The organism is Streptomyces physcomitrii (assembly GCF_012273655.1).
GTDB classification, from domain to species: domain Bacteria; phylum Actinomycetota; class Actinomycetes; order Streptomycetales; family Streptomycetaceae; genus Streptomyces; species Streptomyces physcomitrii.
On record NZ_JAAWWP010000013.1, the window covers coordinates 77,440 to 96,468 of the forward strand.

The 19,029-nt window shown below is 73.9% G+C and carries 16 protein-coding genes; 8 read left to right on the forward strand and 8 right to left on the reverse strand.

What is annotated here, in order from left to right; genetic code table 11:
• The first annotated feature begins 35 nt into the window (after positions 1-35).
• Both HFV08_RS20930 and HFV08_RS20935 read left to right on the forward strand, forming a co-directional pair.
• Positions 36-488 carry a MarR family winged helix-turn-helix transcriptional regulator gene (locus HFV08_RS20930; protein ID WP_168541286.1) on the forward strand — a complete coding sequence of 151 codons (453 nt, stop codon included), beginning with the start codon at positions 36-38 and terminating at the stop codon, positions 486-488.
• 101 nt (positions 489-589) lie between these two features.
• Positions 590-2,125 carry an AMP-binding protein gene (locus tag HFV08_RS20935; RefSeq protein ID WP_168541288.1) on the forward strand — a complete coding sequence of 512 codons (1,536 nt, stop codon included), beginning with the start codon at positions 590-592 and terminating at the stop codon, positions 2,123-2,125.
• Positions 2,126-2,259: 134 nt separating this feature from the next.
• Here the strand turns inward: HFV08_RS20935 and HFV08_RS20940 are convergent, their stop codons facing one another.
• The 6 genes from HFV08_RS20940 to HFV08_RS20965 all read right to left on the reverse strand — a co-directional run bounded on the left by HFV08_RS20940 (position 2,260) and on the right by HFV08_RS20965 (position 7,866).
• A complete protein-coding gene (locus tag HFV08_RS20940; RefSeq protein ID WP_168541290.1) occupies positions 2,260-2,661 on the reverse strand; it encodes a VOC family protein in 402 nt (133 codons plus the stop codon).
• Positions 2,662-2,804: 143 nt separating this feature from the next.
• Positions 2,805-3,833 (reverse strand): glutathione S-transferase family protein, encoded by a 1,029-nt coding sequence (locus HFV08_RS20945; protein ID WP_168541292.1) that lies wholly within the window; start codon positions 3,831-3,833, stop codon positions 2,805-2,807.
• A gap of 102 nt (positions 3,834-3,935) precedes the next feature.
• Positions 3,936-4,409 carry an NUDIX hydrolase gene (locus tag HFV08_RS20950; protein WP_168541294.1) on the reverse strand — a complete coding sequence of 158 codons (474 nt, stop codon included), beginning with the start codon at positions 4,407-4,409 and terminating at the stop codon, positions 3,936-3,938.
• Between the two features lie 27 nt (positions 4,410-4,436).
• Positions 4,437-6,047 carry an apolipoprotein N-acyltransferase gene (gene lnt / locus HFV08_RS20955; protein ID WP_168541296.1) on the reverse strand — a complete coding sequence of 537 codons (1,611 nt, stop codon included), beginning with the start codon at positions 6,045-6,047 and terminating at the stop codon, positions 4,437-4,439.
• A 266-nt stretch (positions 6,048-6,313) separates the two neighbouring features.
• Positions 6,314-6,862, reverse strand: a complete 549-nt coding sequence (locus HFV08_RS20960) for a hypothetical protein (RefSeq protein ID WP_168541298.1) — start codon at positions 6,860-6,862, stop codon at positions 6,314-6,316.
• Between the two features lie 218 nt (positions 6,863-7,080).
• The gene (locus tag HFV08_RS20965) at positions 7,081-7,866 is read right to left on the reverse strand and encodes a glutamate racemase (RefSeq protein WP_168541300.1); all 786 of its coding nucleotides are present in this window, start codon (positions 7,864-7,866) and stop codon (positions 7,081-7,083) included.
• A gap of 57 nt (positions 7,867-7,923) precedes the next feature.
• On the opposite strand from HFV08_RS20965, the gene HFV08_RS20970 reads away from it, so the two are divergent.
• The 4 genes from HFV08_RS20970 (at position 7,924) to HFV08_RS20985 (ending at position 13,581) form a co-directional block, all read left to right on the forward strand.
• On the forward strand, positions 7,924-9,153 hold the full coding sequence (locus tag HFV08_RS20970) for a glycosyltransferase (protein ID WP_312885762.1): 1,230 nt from the start codon (positions 7,924-7,926) through the stop codon (positions 9,151-9,153).
• Between the two features lie 460 nt (positions 9,154-9,613).
• Complete coding sequence (locus HFV08_RS20975; RefSeq protein ID WP_168541304.1) at positions 9,614-10,069, forward strand: DUF6643 family protein; 456 nt, start codon at positions 9,614-9,616, stop codon at positions 10,067-10,069.
• Positions 10,070-10,437: 368 nt separating this feature from the next.
• Entirely contained in the window at positions 10,438-11,043 is a 606-nt protein-coding gene (locus tag HFV08_RS20980) for an Rv1733c family protein (protein WP_168541306.1), read from the forward strand.
• A 111-nt stretch (positions 11,044-11,154) separates the two neighbouring features.
• Positions 11,155-13,581 carry a right-handed parallel beta-helix repeat-containing protein gene (locus HFV08_RS20985; RefSeq protein ID WP_168541307.1) on the forward strand — a complete coding sequence of 809 codons (2,427 nt, stop codon included), beginning with the start codon at positions 11,155-11,157 and terminating at the stop codon, positions 13,579-13,581.
• On the opposite strand, the gene HFV08_RS20990 is transcribed toward HFV08_RS20985, so the two are convergent.
• Entirely contained in the window at positions 13,551-15,947 is a 2,397-nt protein-coding gene (locus HFV08_RS20990; protein WP_168541308.1) for a lipase family protein, read from the reverse strand. The genes HFV08_RS20985 and HFV08_RS20990 overlap by 31 nt on opposite strands.
• A gap of 256 nt (positions 15,948-16,203) precedes the next feature.
• On the opposite strand from HFV08_RS20990, the gene HFV08_RS20995 reads away from it, so the two are divergent.
• On the forward strand, positions 16,204-17,049 hold the full coding sequence (locus HFV08_RS20995) for a DeoR/GlpR family DNA-binding transcription regulator (RefSeq protein ID WP_168541310.1): 846 nt from the start codon (positions 16,204-16,206) through the stop codon (positions 17,047-17,049).
• A 112-nt stretch (positions 17,050-17,161) separates the two neighbouring features.
• Here the strand turns inward: HFV08_RS20995 and HFV08_RS21000 are convergent, their stop codons facing one another.
• On the reverse strand, positions 17,162-18,361 hold the full coding sequence (locus HFV08_RS21000) for a PLP-dependent cysteine synthase family protein (protein WP_168541312.1): 1,200 nt from the start codon (positions 18,359-18,361) through the stop codon (positions 17,162-17,164).
• A gap of 232 nt (positions 18,362-18,593) precedes the next feature.
• On the opposite strand from HFV08_RS21000, the gene HFV08_RS21005 reads away from it, so the two are divergent.
• Positions 18,594-18,914 carry a hypothetical protein gene (locus HFV08_RS21005; protein ID WP_168541314.1) on the forward strand — a complete coding sequence of 107 codons (321 nt, stop codon included), beginning with the start codon at positions 18,594-18,596 and terminating at the stop codon, positions 18,912-18,914.
• The last annotated feature ends 115 nt before the right edge of the window (positions 18,915-19,029 follow it).

Here is a 19,029-nt window from a genome sequence, read left to right on the forward strand (position 1 = left end):
CGACCACGCGCCCCGGACAGGACGAGGGAGTACGGATGCACCAGGGCACCGAGCCGCGCACCGCGGCCGCGGAGACGGCACTGCGGGTGCTGTACCGCGAGATCACCGCCCTCTCGCGACGGGCCAGGTCCACCGCGGCCCGCACCCACCCGGAACTCTCCCTGGTCTCCTTCACCCTGCTCAGCCATCTGGAGGACCGCGGCGGCTGCACCGCCACCGACCTCGCCGCGCACTACGCCCTCGACAAGTCGACCGTCAGCCGCCAGGTCGCCGCCCTGGAGAAGGCGGGCTTCGTGGAGCGCCGGGTGCCGCCCGAGGACCACCGCGTCCAGGTCCTCCAGCTGACCGCGAAGGGCACCGCGGTCCTCGGCGAGGCGATGCGGCTGCGCGGGGCGCTGATCCGCGAGCGCCTCGCCGACTGGCCGGAGGAGGACCTGGAGCGCTTCGCCGGGTATCTGGTCCGCTACAACGACGCGGTCGGCGGCTGAGGAGCACCCGGCCGCGTCCAAGGGGCAGCGCCGGACGATCACTTGCGGCAGACTCGGCCACCAGCCGGTGTCCAGTTCGGTGTCCAGTTCCGGGAGCCCAGATGATCGTCCCGTTCGCAGTGCGCGACTTCCTCGACCGTGCCACCACCGTCTACGGCGACCGGGTGGGCGCCGTGGACGAGCCGCAGCAGCCGGCCCGCCCCTGGGAAGGGCTCAGCTACCGCAGGATCGGCGAACTCGCCCGCGCCCAGGCGGCCGGCCTGGACGCGCTCGGCGTCCCGCACGGCGCCCGGGTCGCCGTGGTCTCCCCCAACAGCGCCCGGCTGCTCACCTCCTTCTACGGGGTGAGCGGGTACGGGCGGGTCCTCGTCCCGGTGAACTTCCGGCTGACCGCGGAGGAGGTGCGCTACATCGTCGAGGACTCCGGGGCCGAAGTACTCCTGATCGACCCGGAGTTGACCGAGCGGCTCGCCGGGGTGGAGTGCCGGCACACCTTCACCCTCGGCGAGGAGACCGACGCCCGGCTGTACGACTTCGCCACCGATCCGAAGCCGCCGGAGCCGGACGAGAACGCCACCGCCACCCTCAACTACACCAGCGGCACCACGGCCCGGCCCAAGGGCGTGCAGATCACCCACCGCAACATCTGGGTCAACGCGACCACCTTCGCCTTGCACGCCGGGGTGAGCGACCGGGACGTCTATCTGCACACCCTGCCGATGTTCCACGCCAACGGCTGGGGCATGCCCTTCGCGATGGCCGCGCTCGGCGTCCCGCAGATCGTGCTGCGCAAGGTCGACGGCGCCGAGATCCTGCGCCGGGTCGCCGCCCACGGGGTGACCGTGATGTGCGCGGCCCCGGCCGTGGTCAACGCGGTGCTCGCCGCCGCGCAGTCCTGGGAGGGCGAGATCCCGGGCCGGGACCGGGTGCGGATCATCGTGGCGGGCGCCCCGCCCCCGACCCGTACGGTGGCCCGCGTGGAGGCCGAGCTCGGCTGGGAGTTCCTGCAGATCTACGGGCTGACCGAGACCTCCCCGCTGCTCACCGTCAACCGCGGCCGCGCCGAGTGGGACGCACTGCCGCCGGAGGAGCGCGCGGGCAAGCTGGTCCGGGCGGGGGCGCCCGCGCTCGGGGTCTCGCTGCGCACCTCGGAGCAGGGCGAGGTGCTGGCCCGCTCCAATGTCGTCCTGGAGGGCTACTGGCGCCAGCCCGAGGCGAGCGCCGAGGCGCTGCGGGACGGCTGGTTCCACACCGGCGACGGCGGGACCCTCGACGAGGAGGGCTATCTCACCATCAGCGACCGCCAGAAGGACGTGATCATCACCGGCGGCGAGAACGTCTCCTCCGTCGAGGTGGAGGACGCCCTCTTCAGCCACCCCGCGGTGGAGGAGGTCGCGGTGATCGGCGTGCCCGACGAGAGGTGGGGCGAGACCATCAAGGCCCTGGTGGTCCGCGCCCCGGACACCGAGGTGGACGAGGCCGAGCTGATCCGGCACTGCAAGGACCGCCTCGCCGGGTACAAGGCGCCCACCTCGGTGGAATTCCGCGACACCCTCGCCCGCACGGCCACCGGCAAGCTCCAGAAGTTCAAGCTGCGCGAGCCGTACTGGCAGGGGCGCGAGCGCGGAGTGAATTGACGATCTGTCAGGTGATGGCCTGTCAGGTGACACTTCGTCAGCTGACAGGCCATCAACTCGCTTTCCATGCGGCCGAGTTCGCGCCGCAGGGCCCGCCCCGGTGAAGCACGGGGCGGGCCCTGCGGCCACCGCGGTCAGTCGCCGTCCGGCTCCGGGTGGCTGCCGTAGGGGCGGGTGAGGATCTCCATGCCGTGGCCCGCCGGGTCCATGAAGTACAGGCCCCGGCCGCCGTCGTTGCGGTTGATCTCGCCCGGCTGCTCGCGGTGCGGATCGGCGAAGTAGGTGGTGCCGCCGCCCTCGATCCGGGCGAGGGCGGCGTCGAACTCCTCCTCGGAGATCAGGAAGGCGTAGTGCTGCAGGACGATCGACTCCGCGGGAACGGTGGCGAAGTCGAGGGTGACGCCGTTGGCGGTGGTGAGGGGGATGAAGGGGCCCCACTCGGGGCCGGTCTCCAGACCGAGGATGTGGGCGAGGAAGTCCGCCGACTCCCGGTTGTCACGGGCGTGGACGATGAGGTGGTTCAGCTCTGCTGACACGGTGGAATGCCTCCGAGGGCACACTCACGGCACCTCCATGCCTCACCCGGTCGGTGACCGGCACGCGATGCCGTGACGTGATCGTAGGCGCCGCACCGGGGGCCGTCGAGCCTCCGGTGCGGCGGACGCCGGGGGCGGCGGGTTCAGGGCCGCCCGGCCGCCGGGACGCGCTCCGCCGCGGGCGGCGGCCCGGGCGGTGTCCCCTCGCCGAAGGGGCGGCCGCCGAACTGTTCGCGGTGGTGCGGGGTCAGCCAGCCGGAGAGGTCGGGGCCGAGCGGCACGATGCCGGTCGGGTTGATGCCGGTGTGCACCTGGTAGTAGTGCCGCTTGATGTGGTCGAAGTCGACGGTGTCCCCGAAGCCGGGGGTCTGGTAGAGGTCGCGTACATAGGCCCAGAGCACCGGATCCTCGGCGATCTTGCGCACATTGCACTTGAAGTGGCCGTGATACACGGCGTCGAAGCGGACCAGGGTGGTGAAGAGCCGGATGTCGGCCTCGGTGATCTGGTCCCCCACCAGGTAGCGGCGGTTCGCGAGCCGCTCGGAGAGCGCGTCGAGGCGGGCGAACAGGGTCCGGCAGGCGTCCTCGTAGGTCTTCTGCTCATGGGCGAAGCCGCACCGGTAGACGCCGTTGTTGACGTCCCGGTAGACGTCCTCGGCGACCTCGTCGATCTCCTCGCGCAGGGCGGGCGGGTACAGGTCGGGGGCGCCCTCGCGGTGCAGGGCGGTCCACTCGGTGGCGAGGTCCAGGGTGATCTGCTGGAAGTCGTTGGTGACCAGCTTGCCGCTCGGCACCTCGACCACGGCGGGCACGCTCACCCCGCCCGGGTAGTCGGTCTCCCGGGCGTCGTAGGCCTCGTGGAGGTAGCGGATGCCGAGCACCGGGTCGCGGTCGTCGGGGTCGAGGGTGAAGCGCCAGCTGCGGTGGTCCTGGATCGGATCGGCCACCGCGAGCGAGAGCGCGCCCTCCAGGCCGAGCAGGCGGCGCGAGACCAGGGCCCGGCTCGCCCAGGGACAGGCCTTGCTCACCACGAGCCGGTAGCGCCCGGGCTCGACGGGCCAGCCGTCGCGCCCGTCGGCGGTCACCCGGTCCGTGAAGTGGCTGCGCGAGCGCTTGAAGGGCTTCTTGCCGTACGTGGCGTTGCCGCCGTCGATCCCGGCCGTGCCGCTCATCACGGATCTCCTCAGTTCGCAGATACGCGGGTGGTGCCCCGCCCGCCCTACTCTTCCCGCGGTCCAGGGTGATCCACACGGCCCGCGGTGTTCCGGGCCGCTTCAGGCCACCGGCGGGAACCAGGTCGGCTCCTCGGCGAGCGCCTGCTTGATGCGGCGCAGGCCGGTCTCGTGGACCCGGGGCAGGGCGTCGACCTCGAACCAGCCGACCTCCAGCGACTCGTCGTCGTTGACCCGCGCCTCACCGCCGACCGCGCGGCAGCGGAAGGTGATGTCCATGAACTGGCAGATGTCGCCGTTCTCGTACTGCACGGGCTGCCCGGACTCGACGAGGACGACCCGCTCCGGCACGCAGCGCACCGCGGTCTCCTCGTAGACCTCGCGCACCGCGCAGGCCGCGGGCTGCTCGCCGGGGTCGGGGATGCCGCCGATGACCGACCACCGGCCGTTGTCGGACCGGCGGCCGAGGAGCACCCGGCCCGCGTCGTCGAAGACGATGGCGGTCACCCCCGGCAGCCACAGGAGCTGGTGTCCGGCGCTCGCGCGGAGGGTGCTGATGAACTCAGGTGTAGCCATGCCACGACCCTAACCGGGGGCTGTGCCTCAGGCCGGACGTCCGCGGCGCGCGAACCGGCGCCGCGCCGCGGGTGCCAGCGCCCAGCCGAGCCCGCCCGCGCCGACCAGGACGAGCAGTCCCTCGGGGAGGGTGCCGAGCCGGGTGGCCGGGGTCCGGGAGGAGCGCAGCGGCACCTCCTCGACGAGCGACTGGGCGGTGAACATCTTCGTCTTCTCGACGATCCGCCCGTCCGGCATGATCACCGCGCTGACCCCGCTGGTGACCGGCACCGCCACGGTCCTGCTGTGCTCGACGGCCCGGATCCGGGACATCGCCAGCTGCTGGTAGGTCATCTCGCTGTGCCCGAAGGTGGCGTTGTTGCTCGGTACGGAGATCATCTGGGCCCCGTCCTCGACGGCGTCGCGCACCGCCCAGTCGAAGGCCGCCTCGTAGCAGGTGGCGAGGCCGACCCGGGCGTTCGCCATCCGGAACACACCGGGCCGGCTCCCCCGGCTGAAGTCCTGGCGGACCATGTCCACATCGGAGCTGAAGACGCTGATCAGGGACCGCAGCGGGATGTACTCGCCGAAGGGCTGGACCTGCCGCTTGTTGTACCGGTCGACCGGGCCCTTGCGCGGGTCCCACAGCACCTGCTGGTTGTAGAGCCGGTCCCCGTCCTCCACCACCGCGCCGATGGAGACGGGCGCGCCGACGGCCCGTACCGCGTCCTCGATGACCGCGCGGGCGTCGCCGTTGGTGAAGGGGTCGATGTCGGAGGAGTTCTCCGGCCACAGGACGAGATCCACCTCGCCCGGGGAGATCCGGTCGGCGAGCCGCCGCGTCTCGCGGGCGTGGTAGTCGAGCACGGCCCGGCGCTGGGCGTTGAAGTCCAGCCCCGCGCGCGGCACATTGCCCTGGACGAGCGCCACCGTGGTGGTGCCGTCCTCCGCCGCGTCGCTGACCAGGGCGCGGGAGCCGAGGGCGGCGAGCAGCGGCAGGACCAGGGCGCCGAGGGCGAGCGCGGCGAGCGTCCGCCGCGGGGGTCGGCCGGCCCGCGCCGCCGCCAGGAGCCGGACCGCCTCGTAGAGGCCGAAGCCGGTGAGGACCACCGCGAAGCCGAGTACGGGCGTACCGCCGAGCGCGGCCAGCGGCAGGAAGAGCCCGTCCGCCTGGCCGAAGGCGACCTTGCCCCAGGGGAAGCCGCCGAAGGGGGCCCGGGCGCGCGCGGCCTCGGTCAGGATCCATACGCCCGCGGACCACAGGGGCGCCCCGGGCAGCCGGGAGACCACCGCGATGCCGGCACCGGCCGCGCCGACGAAGAGGGCCTCGATCGCGGCGAGGGCGAGCCAGGGGACGGGGCCGACCTCGACGCCGGTCCACACCAGCAGGGGCAGCAGGAAGCCGAGCCCGAAGAGGTAGCCGAGCCCGAACCCGGCCCGGGCCCGGCGGCCGCGGAGGCACCACGCCAGGGCGGCGAAGGCGGGCAGCGCCAGCCACCAGACCGTACGCGGCGGGAAACTCAGGTAGAGCAGGACACCGGCGAGGGCCGCGGTCAGCGGCCGGACCAGGCGGCGCAGCAGACGCACCCGGCGCGAGGCGGCGGCCGGGGGCGGATCGAGGCGTTCCGCGTCGTCTGCGGTGGTGGCGGTGGCGGTCACTCGGGGAGTCTACGGCGGTGCGGGGCGGTCGCGGAGCGGGCCCCTGTCCGGCCTGGGGTCTTCGTTCGAGCCCCAGTCTGATCGGGAGACCCTAGGGTCTGTCGTCAAACTCCCCTCTGCGTCGCGACGCCTGGCACGCACTCTCGCCGCACCGGGCGCAAGGCCGAGTACATCCAGTACGAGGCCTTGCACCCGGCACACCGAGAGCACGCACCAGACGCCGCAACGCCGCCCTCCGGGCGACGAGGGGAGTCTGACGACAGACCCTAGGCGGCGGAACCGGCGGGCTGGGGGCGCAGCCGGTCGCGGATGACGCGGACGGCGGCCTCGGCGTCGTCGACGGTGATGGTGAAGATGTGTCCGTCGCCGAGCATGAGCATGACGCCCTCACCGCGCCGCACGATCACGGCGGTGCCCTTCTCGGGGCGCCAGCGGTAGCCCCAGCCGCCCCAGTGACGGGGGGTGACGGTCGGGACGAAGTCGGCCGCCACGACCTGGTCGAGGGGGATCCGGCGGCGCGGCAGCCCGATGTGTCCGCAGCGGATCTCCAGGTGGTCGCGGTCCACCTTCACGGCGACGTGCACGAAGGCGAGCGTGCCGAAGAGGACGAGCAGCCCGGCGGCGATGCAGCCGACGACCGACATCACCAGGGGTGCGTTGCCCGAGTTCCAGGCCGAGTCGACGGCCAGCTCGACGCCGAGGGCGATGCAGCCGCCGCCGATCAGGGCGAGCAGCCATTGGACACGGTTGGTGGCCCGGCCGTGCCAGGTCTCGTGCGGGTCGGCGGTCGCGCCCGCGTGGCGGTTCTCGCTCATGGACCCGAGCGTACGCACGATCCGCGCGGCTGGCAGTGGCGCAGGAAACACCGCGGCGAAATCGGGACACAAGACATAGATCGTTCTACGCGCGGAGCGCCGGAGACCGCACTGGTCGGCGGGGGTGCGAGGGGTCGCGCACCCCCGAGGCGGCATCCACGGCAGCGGTGCCGTCTACGGCATGGGCATGAGGAAACCGCCCGCGCCGGACGGGACGCTCAGCGCGTGGCGCCGGCCGCGGTGAGCAGCCTGCCGTCCGCGTAGGCCTTGGCGGGCTCGGGGAGTCCGCCCTCGCGCCCGCTCAGGAGCACGGTGAGGCCCCCGGTGGCGGGCGCCCCCGGGGCGGGGTGCTCGCCGAGGCGCCGCAGGGCCTGGGCGGCGACGGCGCCCGCCGAGCCGTGCAGCACCAGCGGCGGGAGTCCGGGCTGCTGGAGGGCCGCGCGGATCCGCTCGGCGACCAGCTCGTAGTGGGTGCAGCCGAGGACGACGGTGGTCACCTCGGGCGGGGTGAGGGCCGCGGCGGCGGCGATCGCCCCGTCGATCGCGCGCTCGTCGGCGTGCTCGACGGCGTCCGCGAGGCCGGGGCAGGGCACCTCGGTGACCTCGGCGGAGCCCCCGAACTCGGTGATCAGGCCGCGCTGGTAGGGGCTCCCGGTGGTGCCCGGGGTGGCCCAGATGGCGACCGGGCCGCCGCCCGCCGCGGCGGGCTTGATCGCCGGGACCGTGCCGACGACCGGCAGCCCCGGCTCGAAGCGGGAGCGCAGCACGGGCAGACCGTGCACCGTGGCGGTGTTGCAGGCGACGATCAGGGCCCCGGGTCCGTACCCGGCGGCGGCCTCCGCGGCGGCCAGCGCGCGCGCCGCGATGTCCTCGGGCGCGCGGGGGCCCCACGGCATGCCCGGCGGGTCGCAGGAGAGCAGGAGGTCGGCGTCCGGGCGCAGGCGGCGTACCGCGGCCGCGGCGGCGAGCAGTCCGATACCGGAGTCCACGAGCGCGATCTTCACCCGCTCACCCTAAGGGATCGGCCGCCGCGCCCCGGGGCCGTGCGGCACACTGCCACGGTGAGCGCCCTCCTGTGGATCTGTGCCGTCTCGCTCCTCGCCTGGCTGTGGCTGCTGCTGTGCCAGGGCTACTTCTGGCGTACGGATGTCCGGCTGCCCCCGGGCGCCGAACCCGCGCGCTGGCCCGCGGTGGCGGTGGTGGTACCGGCCCGTGACGAGGCGGCCGTGCTGCCCCGGAGCCTTCCCTCGCTGCTGGCCCAGGAGTATCCGGGCCGGGCGCGGATCTTCCTCGTCGACGACAACAGCACCGACGGCACCGGGGAGTCGGCCGCGGAGCTGGGGCGCGCGCCGGGCGGGCTCCCGCTGACGGTGCTCAGCGCGCCGGAGCCCGCGCCGGGCTGGACCGGGAAGCTGTGGGCGGTACGGCACGGGATCGAACGGGCGCGTGAGACGGACCCCGCGTACCTGCTCCTGACCGACGCGGACATCGCGCACGAGCCCGACAGCCTGCGCGCGCTGGTGGCGGCGGCCGAGGGCGGCGGCTACGACCTGGTCTCGCTGATGGCGCGGCTGCGGGTGGACAGCGCCTGGGAGCGGCTGATCGTGCCCGCCTTCGTCTACTTCTTCGGGCAGCTCTACCCCTTCCGGTGGGTCAACCGGCGGGGCGGGCGCACCGCGGCGGCGGCCGGGGGCTGCGTACTGCTGCGCACCGCGGCGGCGGAGCGGGCGCGGATCCCGGAGTCCATCCGGGGCGCGGTCATCGACGATGTCTCGCTGGCCAGGGAGGTGAAACGCGGCGGCGGGCACATCTGGCTGGGCCTCGCCGAGCGGGTGGACAGCGTCCGCCCGTATCCGCGCCTCGCCGACCTCTGGCGGATGGTGGCACGCAGTGCCTACGCCCAGCTGCGGCACCAGCCGCTGATCCTGCTCGGCACCGTGCTCGGTCTCGCCCTGGTCTATCTCGCCCCGCCCGCCGGGCTGTTGACCGGGCTGGTCCGCGGCGAGGGCGCCCTGGCGCTCACCGGCGGCGCGACCTGGCTGCTGATGGCGGGGAGTTACGTCCCGATGCTGCGCCACTACCGGCAGACGCTCTGGCTGGCGCCGCTGCTGCCCCTGGTGGCGGCGCTGTACCTGCTGATGACGGTGGACTCGGCGGTGCGGCACTACCGGGGACGCGGCGCCTCCTGGAAGGGCCGGACCTACCCGAAGCCCGCCGCCGGGCCCGCAGCCGACGAGGGCGCGCACACCTCGGACGAGCGGATCCCCCGGGCGGCTCCCGAACAGCCTTGAGCGGCAAGGGGATTCGCCCCCTTCGCCCGCTTTCGACGCCGCACGCCTCGGACGGCCGGACCCCGGCTTCCGGATCACGGGGAGAGCCCTCGCCGGGGCCTTCCGCTTCCGTGAGCGGGAAGCCGGGCCAATTCCGTCCGCACGGCCGGTTTCGGGGCCGGAGGCTTTTCGCTCTCCCCGCAGATTTGTCATGTCCTCGGATGACTGGGCGACACCGCGCGCGGAGGGGTTCCGGAGTGCACCCGCGAACGCCGAAACCCGCGATCTTGCTGGGCTCTCACCTCTGATCGCCATCTACCGGCAACGCTCGGGAAGCTTCACTTTTACGCGTTTCCTACACGCCGCAACGACCGATTTTGCCGAGTTCGCTCGCATTGCGGATCGTCGGCCTCAGCAAGCGCTCGAAACAACCTTCTTATCGGTCTCCCCAACCAGCACATCGTGGGCTTAACTTATTGGCATGACCTCCCCCCGCTCCACATATGGCGGCGGTTACTACTCCGCGCCGTCCTTCCCGGACACTCCGATCTACGACTCCCTGGTCGCCGAGCGGGGCACACCCCAGATCGCTCCGATCCGGGTCCCCGCCGCGTACGAGAGCAGCAGTCATCTGCCCGCTCTCCCGTCGGCGCTTCCCGCGCTGCCCTCGGCGCCGCAGCAGCCGCAGTACGGCTATCCGCCGGCGCAGCACGCCGGGCTGCAGCAGGCTCCGGCGCCGTACATCCCGCAGCAGGTGCCGCCCCGCGGTTACCAGGCGCAGCAGGCCCCGCAGCGGCCGATGTCGACCGGCACGGGCTACGAGGCCATGCGCCCTGCGGCGCCGAGGCCCGCCGCCCCGCGTCCCGCGGCGCCGCGGCAGGCTCCCGGGCCGTACGAGGACCCGTACCAGAGACAGCAGCAGTACCGGGCGTACTGACGCCCGGGTCCGGGCCCGTGCGGCCCGGACCGCAGGACCGAGCACGATGCCCCGCGCGGGGCCGGACGGATTTGCCGGGTGGGCCCGAGTCCCGACCCGGACGGGAGGAACCGGCCGTCCCCGCGCGGGGTTTCCTCGTGCCGTCGCACGCGCGGCGCGCGCCGGTCCGTGCGCCCCTCGCGTTACTCTCCCAACCCCCGCTCCAGGGGCGGTCATTGGCCGATACCCGCCCGGGGAACCCTTCCGCAGGGCACACTCGTGGGGAGCGGTGATCCGTCGCGACCGGCAGCAGGGGGCTGCCGCCGCCTGCCGTCCCCCGGGCGTCAGGTGCTCAGGTCGCGGCTGAACGGACTGGAGGGGGTGGGTCGTTGCGGACGATCCGCGGACTGTGGCGCTGGCGGGGCAATCCGCTCTGGCGCCGGACCGATCGCATCGAGGGCTGGGCCGCCCTCGCGACACTGCTCTGCGTCCTGCTGGGCGCACCGCTCGTCGGCGTGGTCAGCGGCACCCTGTGCCATCAGGCGCTGCTGGACGCGGCCCGCGAACAGCGCGCGCAGCGCAAGGCGGTGACCGCCGTCGTGCTCCGCCCGGTCCGCCCGGTCTCCTTCGACACCGACCCCGAAACCGCCCCGGTACGCGAGGGGTTGAGCCGCGCGGTCGCCAAGTGGACGGCGCCGGACGGGACTTCGCACACCGGCGCGGTCAAGACATATCTGCGCACCCCGAGGACGGGCGACCGCTTCCGGATATGGACCGACAAGCAGGGCAGGCCGGTCACCCGCCCGATGAACCGGGCCGCGGCGGCCACCCACTCCGTACTCGCCGGATTCGGCGGCGCCCTGGCCACCGCGGGGGCGGCCGAGGGCACCCGGCAGCTGGTCATGTGGCGTCTGGTGCGGCGCCGGCACGCGGAGTGGGACCGCGCCTGGGACAAAGCCGGGCCGGACTGGGGCAGGACGGGCACCGGCAGCTGAGCGGAAGGCCGCCGAGGTCAGCAACGCCCGCACCACGCGCTACGGTTGACCGGCCAACCCAGCGGCGGCAGGCACGATCCCGCGTACGACGAGGTGGGGACAGAACTACCCATGGCACAGGGCACGGTCCAGGTGACGCACACCGGCACTTCGCGGTGGCGGCGCCGCACGGGCGAGTACGCCTCGCTGTCGGCCGCCCTGGAGGCCGCCGCCGACGGAGACGTCCTCACCGTCGCCGCCGGCACCTATCGCGAGAATCTGGTCGTCCAGCGCGCGGTCACCCTGCGCGGTCCCGAGGGCGGCGCCGGCTCGGTGCGGATCGCGCCCGTCGAGGGGGTCCCGCTGACCGTGCGCGCCCCGGCGACCGTGCAGGGCCTCCAGGTCGAGGGCCAGGACGCCGCGGCGCCCGCCCTGCTGGTCGAGGAGAGCACCCCGGAGATCACCGACGTCCGGGTGGTCACCCGCTCCGCCGCCGGGATCGAGGTGCGCGGCGGCGCCCGCCCGACGGTCCGCCGCTGCACCGTGGACAATCCGGCGGGCGTCGGCATCGCCGTACTGGACGGCGCGGCGGGCCTCTTCGAGGAGTGCGAGGTCGTCGCCGCGGGGCAGTCCGGCATCGCGGTGCGCGGCGGCGCCCGTCCGCGGCTTGAGCGGTGCCGGGTCCACCACACCGCGGGGGCCGGGCTCGCGGTCACGGGCGAGCAGTCCGGCGTCGAGGCGGTGGGCTGCGAGATCTACGAGGTGCGCGGCTCGGGCGTGCAGGTCACCCAGCGGGCCGGCGCCCAGCTCACCGACTGCGATGTGCACCGCACCACCGCCGACGGCGTCACCCTCGACACCGACGCGGTGCTCACCCTCGCCGACAGCCGCATCCACGACATCCCCGAGAACGCCGTGGACCTGCGCTCCCGTTCGGTGCTCACCCTGACCCGCTCCACCGTCTCCCGCTTCGGCCGCAACGGCCTCTCCGTCTGGGACCCGGGCACCCGGGTGGACGCCCACGAGTGCGAGATCCACGAGAGCACCGGCGACTATCCGGCGGTCTGGATCAGCGACGGCGCCGCCGCCGTCCTCGACTCCTGCCGGGTGCACGACGTGCCCGACGCCCTCTTCGTCCTGGACCGCGGCTCCCGCGCGGACGTGGTCGACAGCGACCTCGCCCAGGTCCGCAACACCGCCGTCTCGGTGAGCGACGGCGCCACCGCCCAGCTCGACGACTGCCGGATCCGGGACGCGGCCACCGGCGCCTGGTTCCGCGACCACGGCAGCGGCGGCACCCTCTCCGGCTGCACCGTCGACGGCACCCAGACCGGGGTCATCGTCACCAAGGGCGCCGACCCCACGGTGGAGCGCTGCACGGTCTCCTCCCCCGCCGAGGCCGGTTTCTACGTCTCGGCGGACGGCCGGGGCACCTTCCGCTCCTGCCGCGTCTCGGGCAGCGCCGGCTACGGCTTCCATGTCATAGACGGCTGCCGGGCCACCCTGCACAAATGCCGTACGGAGCGCTGCGCGCGCGGCGGTTACGAGTTCGCGGAGGCCACCGGCGCGACCGCCGGTTCGGGTCCGCTGGTCACCGAGTGCACCAGCGACGAGAGCGCCGAGATACGGACACCGGCCGCGGACACCGCGCCGCTGACCGCGGTGCAGTCGCCGGGGCTCCTCGGGGCGCTGCCCGCCCAGGCCACCGCTCCCGCCGAGCCAGGTCAGCCCGGCCCGGAGCCGGAGGCCCGCCCCGCCAAGGACGTCCTCGGCGAACTCGACGCCCTGGTGGGCCTGGAGAGCGTCAAGCGCGAGGTGCGGGCGCTCACCGACATGATCGAGGTCGGCCGCCGCCGCAAGGAGGCCGGGCTCAAGGCCGCCTCGGTCCGCCGCCATCTCGTCTTCACCGGCTCCCCCGGCACCGGCAAGACCACGGTCGCGCGGCTGTACGGCGAGATCCTCGCCTCGCTCGGCGTCCTGGAGAAGGGGCACCTGGTCGAGGTCTCCCGGGTCGACCTGGTCGGCGAGCACATCGGCTCCACCGCCATCCGCACCCAGCAGGCCTTCGAACGCGCCCGCGGCGGTGTGCTGTTCATCGACGAGGCCTACGCCCTCTCCCCCGAGGACTCGGGCCGCGACTTCGGCCGGGAGGCCATCGACACCCTGGTCAAGCTGATGGAGGACGAGCGGGACGCGGTCGTGGTGATCGTCGCGGGCTACACCACCGAGATGGAGCGCTTCCTCTCCGTCAACCCCGGGGTGGCCTCCCGGTTCTCCCGGGTCATCACCTTCGGCGACTACAGCCCCGAGGAACTCCTCAGCATCGTCGGGCAGCAGGCCGAGGAGCACGAGTACCGGCTCACCGAGGGCGCCACGGAGTCGGTGCTCAAGTACTTCGCCGCGATCCCCAAGGGCCCCGCCTTCGGCAACGGGCGCACCGCCCGCCAGACCTTCGAGGCGATGGTCGAGCGGCACGCGGGCCGGGTCGCCCAGCTCGCCGAGACGAGCACCGACGACCTCAGCCTGCTCTACCCGGAGGACGTGCCCGTACTGGTCTGAGTCCCCTCCTCCCCGGTGCCCGGCCGCGGTGCGGGGACGGCGGGGCGCAGCCGGGCGAGCAGCAGTGCGCGCTCCTCGGCGAAGGCCGGGTCCGCCTGGTACTCGGAGTGGCCGAGGATCGGGGCGGGCAGCGGGAGCAGCTGCGTACGGCCGTAGGCGAGCGGGTCGCGCAGCGGGGGCCGGTCGACCTCGGGGCCCTCGCCGGCGTCCACCCGCACCGGGCCGCCGATGGGGTCGGTGTCCCGGTGGAGGTTGCGCCAGCAGTCGATGTCGCGGTGCAGGGCGTGCAGGGTGCGCGGTCCGAAGTGGGCCGGGAACCAGCGGCCGTAGAGGCGTTCCAGCGGGGAGCCGTAGGTGAGCAGGGCCACCCGGCGGCGGGCCCTGGGCGAGAGCTGCCAGGCCGCGGCGGCGGCGAGCACACTGCCCTGCGAGTGGCCGGAGATCACCAGGCGCCCGCCGGTGGTGCGGGTCCAGGTGGCCATCCGCCAGCTCAGGTCGGGCACCGCGCGCTCGGCGTAGCAGGGGGGCGCGAAGGGGTGCGCGGCGCGCGGCCAGAAGGTGCCGACGTCCCAGAGGATGCCGATGGTGCGGCGGGCCGAGGCGTCGCGGTAGGCGCGCCGCCCCGAGGTCACCAGGAGGACGAAGCCGAGTCCGATGAACCAGGAGCCGAGAGCCTGCGCCACCTGCGCGCCGCCGGAGACGAAGTCGGCCTCGCCGCGGGCCGCTTCGGCGGGCACCTCCCCGGTGGCCCAGGCCCCGGCGAGCGCGGCGGCCCCGAGGAGCAGGGTGAAGCCCGCGGTGACCCCGACCAGGAGCGGCGCCTCGTCGGTGAGCCGGGCCCGGGAGCGGGTGCCCGCGATCCGGCGGGTGCGGATGGTGTCGTGCGGCCCGTCCGGGTAGTCGCGGTGCACCCGGGGGATGCCCGCGCGGGTGCGCCTGGTGGTGCGTACCGCGAGGAAGACGAAGAGCACGAGGAGCGCGAGGAGCAGTACGGGGATGCCGGAGGCCTGCCAGGTCAGCATGACCGGCGGGCCGGGGATCCAGGAGCCCTGGCCCGGGGTGCCGGCGCCGTCCAGCCAGTCGCCGACCCGCTGGGCGACGCCGCCGGACATGACCCCGCCGAGGGCGCAGGCGAGCATCGTGACCGCGGGGCCGCCCAGACCGCCGAGCGCGGTGCGGGACTCCGGCGCGCGCCGCTGGAGCACGTAGGCGACCACCCCGAGGACGACGACGAGCGCGCCCTGCACCAGGACCAGCGAGCCGAAGGTGAAGTCGCCGGGCAGGCGGCCCTCGGAGTCCCAATGAGGCCTGGACCAGGAGGCGTAGAGGAGGGAGAGGGCGAGCAGGGCGAGCGCCGCGGCGGGCAGCGCGCGCACCAGGCGCCCGTCGCGGCGGTCGTCGGCCCGGCGCTCGCTGCGGCCCCGGCGGCAGACCACCCAGAGCACCAGGGCGAAGCCGAGGGCGAGGGCCCCTTCCAGGATCCGGCCGAGGACGTCGAGGAGTACGGGTCCGCCGCCCTGCCGGTCGAAGCGGGCCGCCGAGGTACCGACCGCGGCGGCGACGGTGAGCAGCCCGGCGGCGGTGTGCGCGGCGCGCAGCCGGGCGACCAGGCGCCTGCCGTACCAGAACCCGGGCTCGGCGAGGGCGGTGGCGCTGGTCTCCTCCTTGGCCTCGGCGTCGGGCGGCAGCGGGAGCGCCGACTCGTAGGCGCTCCAGGTCCGGCGGGACAGGAACCAGAGCAGCGCCACCAGCGCGGCCGGGGCCAGCGAGGCGAGGGCGAGCCGGCGCCCCGGCTGGGACCACCAGCCCCGGTCGGACAGCTCCGGGGAGACGAAGCCGAGCCAGGAGTGCTCGGCGGCGCAGGCCCGGGTGCCCGCGCACTGCCAGGCGGTCAGGTCGAGGGCGACCTCGCAGGCCGCCGCGGTGAGCAGCAGGGTCAGGGTCAGCCCGGCGAGGCGGACGAGCATGCCGTAGCCGCGGACGGCGCGGCTGCGGTGCCGGGAGCTCGGGCGCATCCAGTGCGCGAGGTTGACCACCATGAACGGCAGGAGCAGCAGCCACAGGGCGCGGGAGCCGTTGCCGGAGGTGAGGTTGGACCAGACGTAGGCCTCGGGGATCGGCCGGGGGCGCCCACCCTCCTCGGCGCCCTCGGGCGGGGCCTCGCCCGGCGGGCGGTCCTCGGCGTGCACGTCCTCGGGGCGGCGGTAGACGGCCGCCCGTTCGTCGCCGGTGATCCGCACGGTCCGCGGATCGTCGAGCATCTCGGCCGGTGTGGTGCCGCCGACTCCGTGCACCAGGAGTTCCAGGGCCAGTTCTTCGGCCGGGGCACTCGGGCCGGGCGGGGCGGCTTCTGTGGCACGGTCCACTGTGGCGTCGTCCCCCGTTACCGCGCGTGGTTGGCTGTGCGGGACACCAGGATCGCCGCTCCGGCACTCCTTGTGCACCCCTCGTCACGGAATCTCCCCGATCTTGTGTCCGGCCGGCGGCGGCCGGGAGCCGCCCCGGGGACGGGCGCCGCGGCCCCGTGCGAGGATGTGTCCCTGCTGGTGGGCCCGGTGGGCGGGGCCGCCTGCCGCCGGTGAGCCGCCGGATGCCGCGAAGGACGAAGGGAAGCGCAGCCTCGTGAGCGAGAACCAGAACCTCCTCGCCGAACAGCGACGGGCGCTCATCCTCGACGAGGTGCGCAGGCGCGGCGGCGCGCGGGTCAACGAACTCACCCGCAGGCTCGGGGTCTCCGACATGACGGTCCGCCGCGACCTGGACGCCCTCGCCCGCCAGGGCATGGTGGAGAAGGTGCACGGCGGCGCGGTGCCGGTCTTCGAGGCGAGCACCCATGAGCCGGGCTTCGAGGCCAAGTCGGGCCTGGAGCTGAGCGCCAAGGAGGACATCGCCCGCGCCGCGGCCGCCTTCGTCGCCCCGGGCACCGCGATCGCGCTCTCCGGCGGTACGACGACCTACGCGCTCGCGCACCATCTCCTGGACGTGGCGGACCTGACGGTGGTCACCAACTCGGTACGGGTGGCCGATGTCTTCCACAGCGCGCAGCAGGTCTCGGGGCTGCGCGCGGACTCGGCGACCGTGGTGCTGACCGGCGGGGTGCGCACCCCCTCCGACTCCCTGGTGGGGCCGGTGGCGGACCAGGCCATCGGCTCGCTCCACTTCGATGTGCTCTTCCTCGGCGTGCACGGCATATCGGCCGAGGCGGGCCTGTCCACCCCGAACCTCGCCGAGGCGGAGACCAACCGCCGCCTGGTGCAGTCGGCCCGGCGGGTGGTGGTGGTCGCCGACCACACCAAGTGGGGCACCGTGGGCCTGAGTTCCTTCGCCAAGCTCGACGAGGTGGACACCCTGGTGACGGACGCCGGGCTGCCCGCCGCGACACGCGCCGAGGTCTCCGAGCAGCTGCGCCTCGTGGTGGCGGGCGAGCCCGAGCCCGCCGAAGCCGCCGCGGCGGCCGAGGACGACTGAGCGAGGCCAACCGGCCCGAGCCGCCCGGGCGTTGAGGCTGCGCCGCACAACTCCCCTCAGGACGTACGGAGTTACCGCCCGCCCCCCGGACTCGGGCTCGCGGGCCGCGCGGTCAGATGGCGGTCTCCTCGGGCCAACTGCCCGTGGCGAGGAAGGTGTCGAGCGCCGCGGCGTAGGGGCGGATGTCCAGGGCCTGGGCGGTGAGCCAGTCGTCGGAGTAGTACTTGTCGAGGTAGCGCTCCCCCGGGTCGCAGAGCAGGGTGACCACGCTGCCGGTGCGGCCCTGGCCGACCATCTCGGCGACGATCTTCAGGGCGCCCCACAGGCCGGTGCCGGTGGAGCCGCCCGCCTTGCGCCCGAGGGCGGCCTCCAGGGCGCGCACGGTGGCGATCGCGGCGGCGTCGGGGACCTTCATCATCCGGTCGATGGCCCCGGGCACGAAGCTCGGCTCCATCCGGGGCCGCCCGATGCCCTCGATCCGCGAGCCGCTCTCGCAGACCGCCTCCGCGCTGTCGGTGGTCCAGCCCTCGAAGAAGCAGGAGTTCTCCGGGTCGGCGACGCAGATACGGGTGTCGTACTGCATGTAGTGGACGTAGCGCGCGAGGGTCGCGGAGGTGCCGCCCGTACCGGCGGTGGCGACGATCCAGGCGGGCTCCGGGTAGCGTTCCCGCTCCAGCTGCCGGTAGATCGACTCGGCGATGTTGTTGTTGCCGCGCCAGTCGGTGGCGCGCTCGGCGTAGGTGAACTGGTCCATGTAGTGGCCCCCGGTACGCGCCGCGAGGGCGGCCGACTCCTCGTACATCGTGCGCGAGTCGTCGACGAAGTGGCACTGCCCGCCGTGGAATTCGATCAGGCGGCACTTCTCCGCGCTGGTCGTACGGGGCATCACCGCGATGAAGGGCACCCCGATGAGACCGGCGAAGTAGGCCTCGGAGACGGCGGTGGAGCCGCTGGAGGCCTCGATGACCGGGCGGTCGGGGCGGATCCAGCCGTTGCACAGCCCGTACAGGAACAGCGAGCGGGCGAGCCGGTGCTTGAGGCTGCCGGTGGGGTGGGTGGACTCGTCCTTGAGGTAGAGGTCGATGCCCCAGTGCTCGGGCAGCGGAAAGAGCAGCAGATGGGTGTCGGCGGACCGGTTCGCGTCGGCCTGGACCTTGCGCACCGCCTCTTTCAGCCAGTCGCGGTACGCGGCGTCGCTGCGGTCGGCGTCGAGCGTCGGCAGGGCGGGGCCTGGACGGTCCTGTGCTGCACTGCGCACCACGGTGCTCCTCGGGCTCGGGCCGCCCGCCACCGGACGGCTGCTGCCGATCATAAGCAGCTCGGCTCCCGGCTCCCACCTGCATAAACATCCCTTTGGGAGAGTGAAAGACTTGGCTGGGGCAGGCCGGGGTAGATCTCTGCCGAGCGAGGACGCCAGCCCGTGGGGAGGGACTGGCGCTCGGGTCCGCCGAGGAGCACACTGCACGCAACGGGGTGCACTCCGGCGGAACCCCCACGCGCGCCGGCAGGTAACGGCAGTTCGGCCACGAAGGGCGGGAACCACCATGAAGGACGAGGAGTTCACGGCCAGAGGTGTGCGCATCGGCAAGGGGCTCAGGTCGCTGACCCGGGCCGGCCAGGTGCGGATCGCCGACGGCAGGCTGGAGTTGCTCACCAGCGCGGGGCGGGAGATCGACAGCGCGCCGGTGCAGGCGGTACGCGCCGGCAAGTCCTGGTTCGGGGCCGAGGACCGGGCCACCGCCGAGGTCAACGGCACCCGGTACTCGCTCACTCTGGGCGACGGCCAGGAAGTCCCCGACCGTGCGCCGAGGACCGCGCGCCGCTTCCTGGAGGCCGTCCGCAAGGCCCGCGGGGGCCGCTCCTGAGCAGGTCGGAGCGGCTGTCTTCCGTTCGCGAGTTGCGAGTTCACACCTGCTGGGTCAGGCTTGTCTCACGTCACTGAGGGTTTACCGGCGATCACGCTGCGGACCAGCGTGCCGG

Bases quoted from the DNA above. Each gene is read 5' to 3' on its own strand.
- HFV08_RS20930 (WP_168541286.1), top strand. From the start codon at position 36: ATGCACCAGGGCACCGAGCCGCGCACCGCGGCCGCGGAGACGGCACTG.
- HFV08_RS20935 (WP_168541288.1), top strand. From the start codon at position 590: ATGATCGTCCCGTTCGCAGTGCGCGACTTCCTCGACCGTGCCACCACC.
- HFV08_RS20945 (WP_168541292.1), bottom strand. From the start codon at position 3,833: ATGAGCGGCACGGCCGGGATCGACGGCGGCAACGCCACGTACGGCAAG.
- HFV08_RS20950 (WP_168541294.1), bottom strand. From the start codon at position 4,409: ATGGCTACACCTGAGTTCATCAGCACCCTCCGCGCGAGCGCCGGACAC.
- HFV08_RS20960 (WP_168541298.1), bottom strand. From the start codon at position 6,862: ATGAGCGAGAACCGCCACGCGGGCGCGACCGCCGACCCGCACGAGACC.
- HFV08_RS20975 (WP_168541304.1), top strand. From the start codon at position 9,614: ATGACCTCCCCCCGCTCCACATATGGCGGCGGTTACTACTCCGCGCCG.
- HFV08_RS20985 (WP_168541307.1), top strand. From the start codon at position 11,155: ATGGCACAGGGCACGGTCCAGGTGACGCACACCGGCACTTCGCGGTGG.
- HFV08_RS21000 (WP_168541312.1), bottom strand. From the start codon at position 18,361: ATGATCGGCAGCAGCCGTCCGGTGGCGGGCGGCCCGAGCCCGAGGAGC.
- HFV08_RS21005 (WP_168541314.1), top strand. From the start codon at position 18,594: ATGAAGGACGAGGAGTTCACGGCCAGAGGTGTGCGCATCGGCAAGGGG.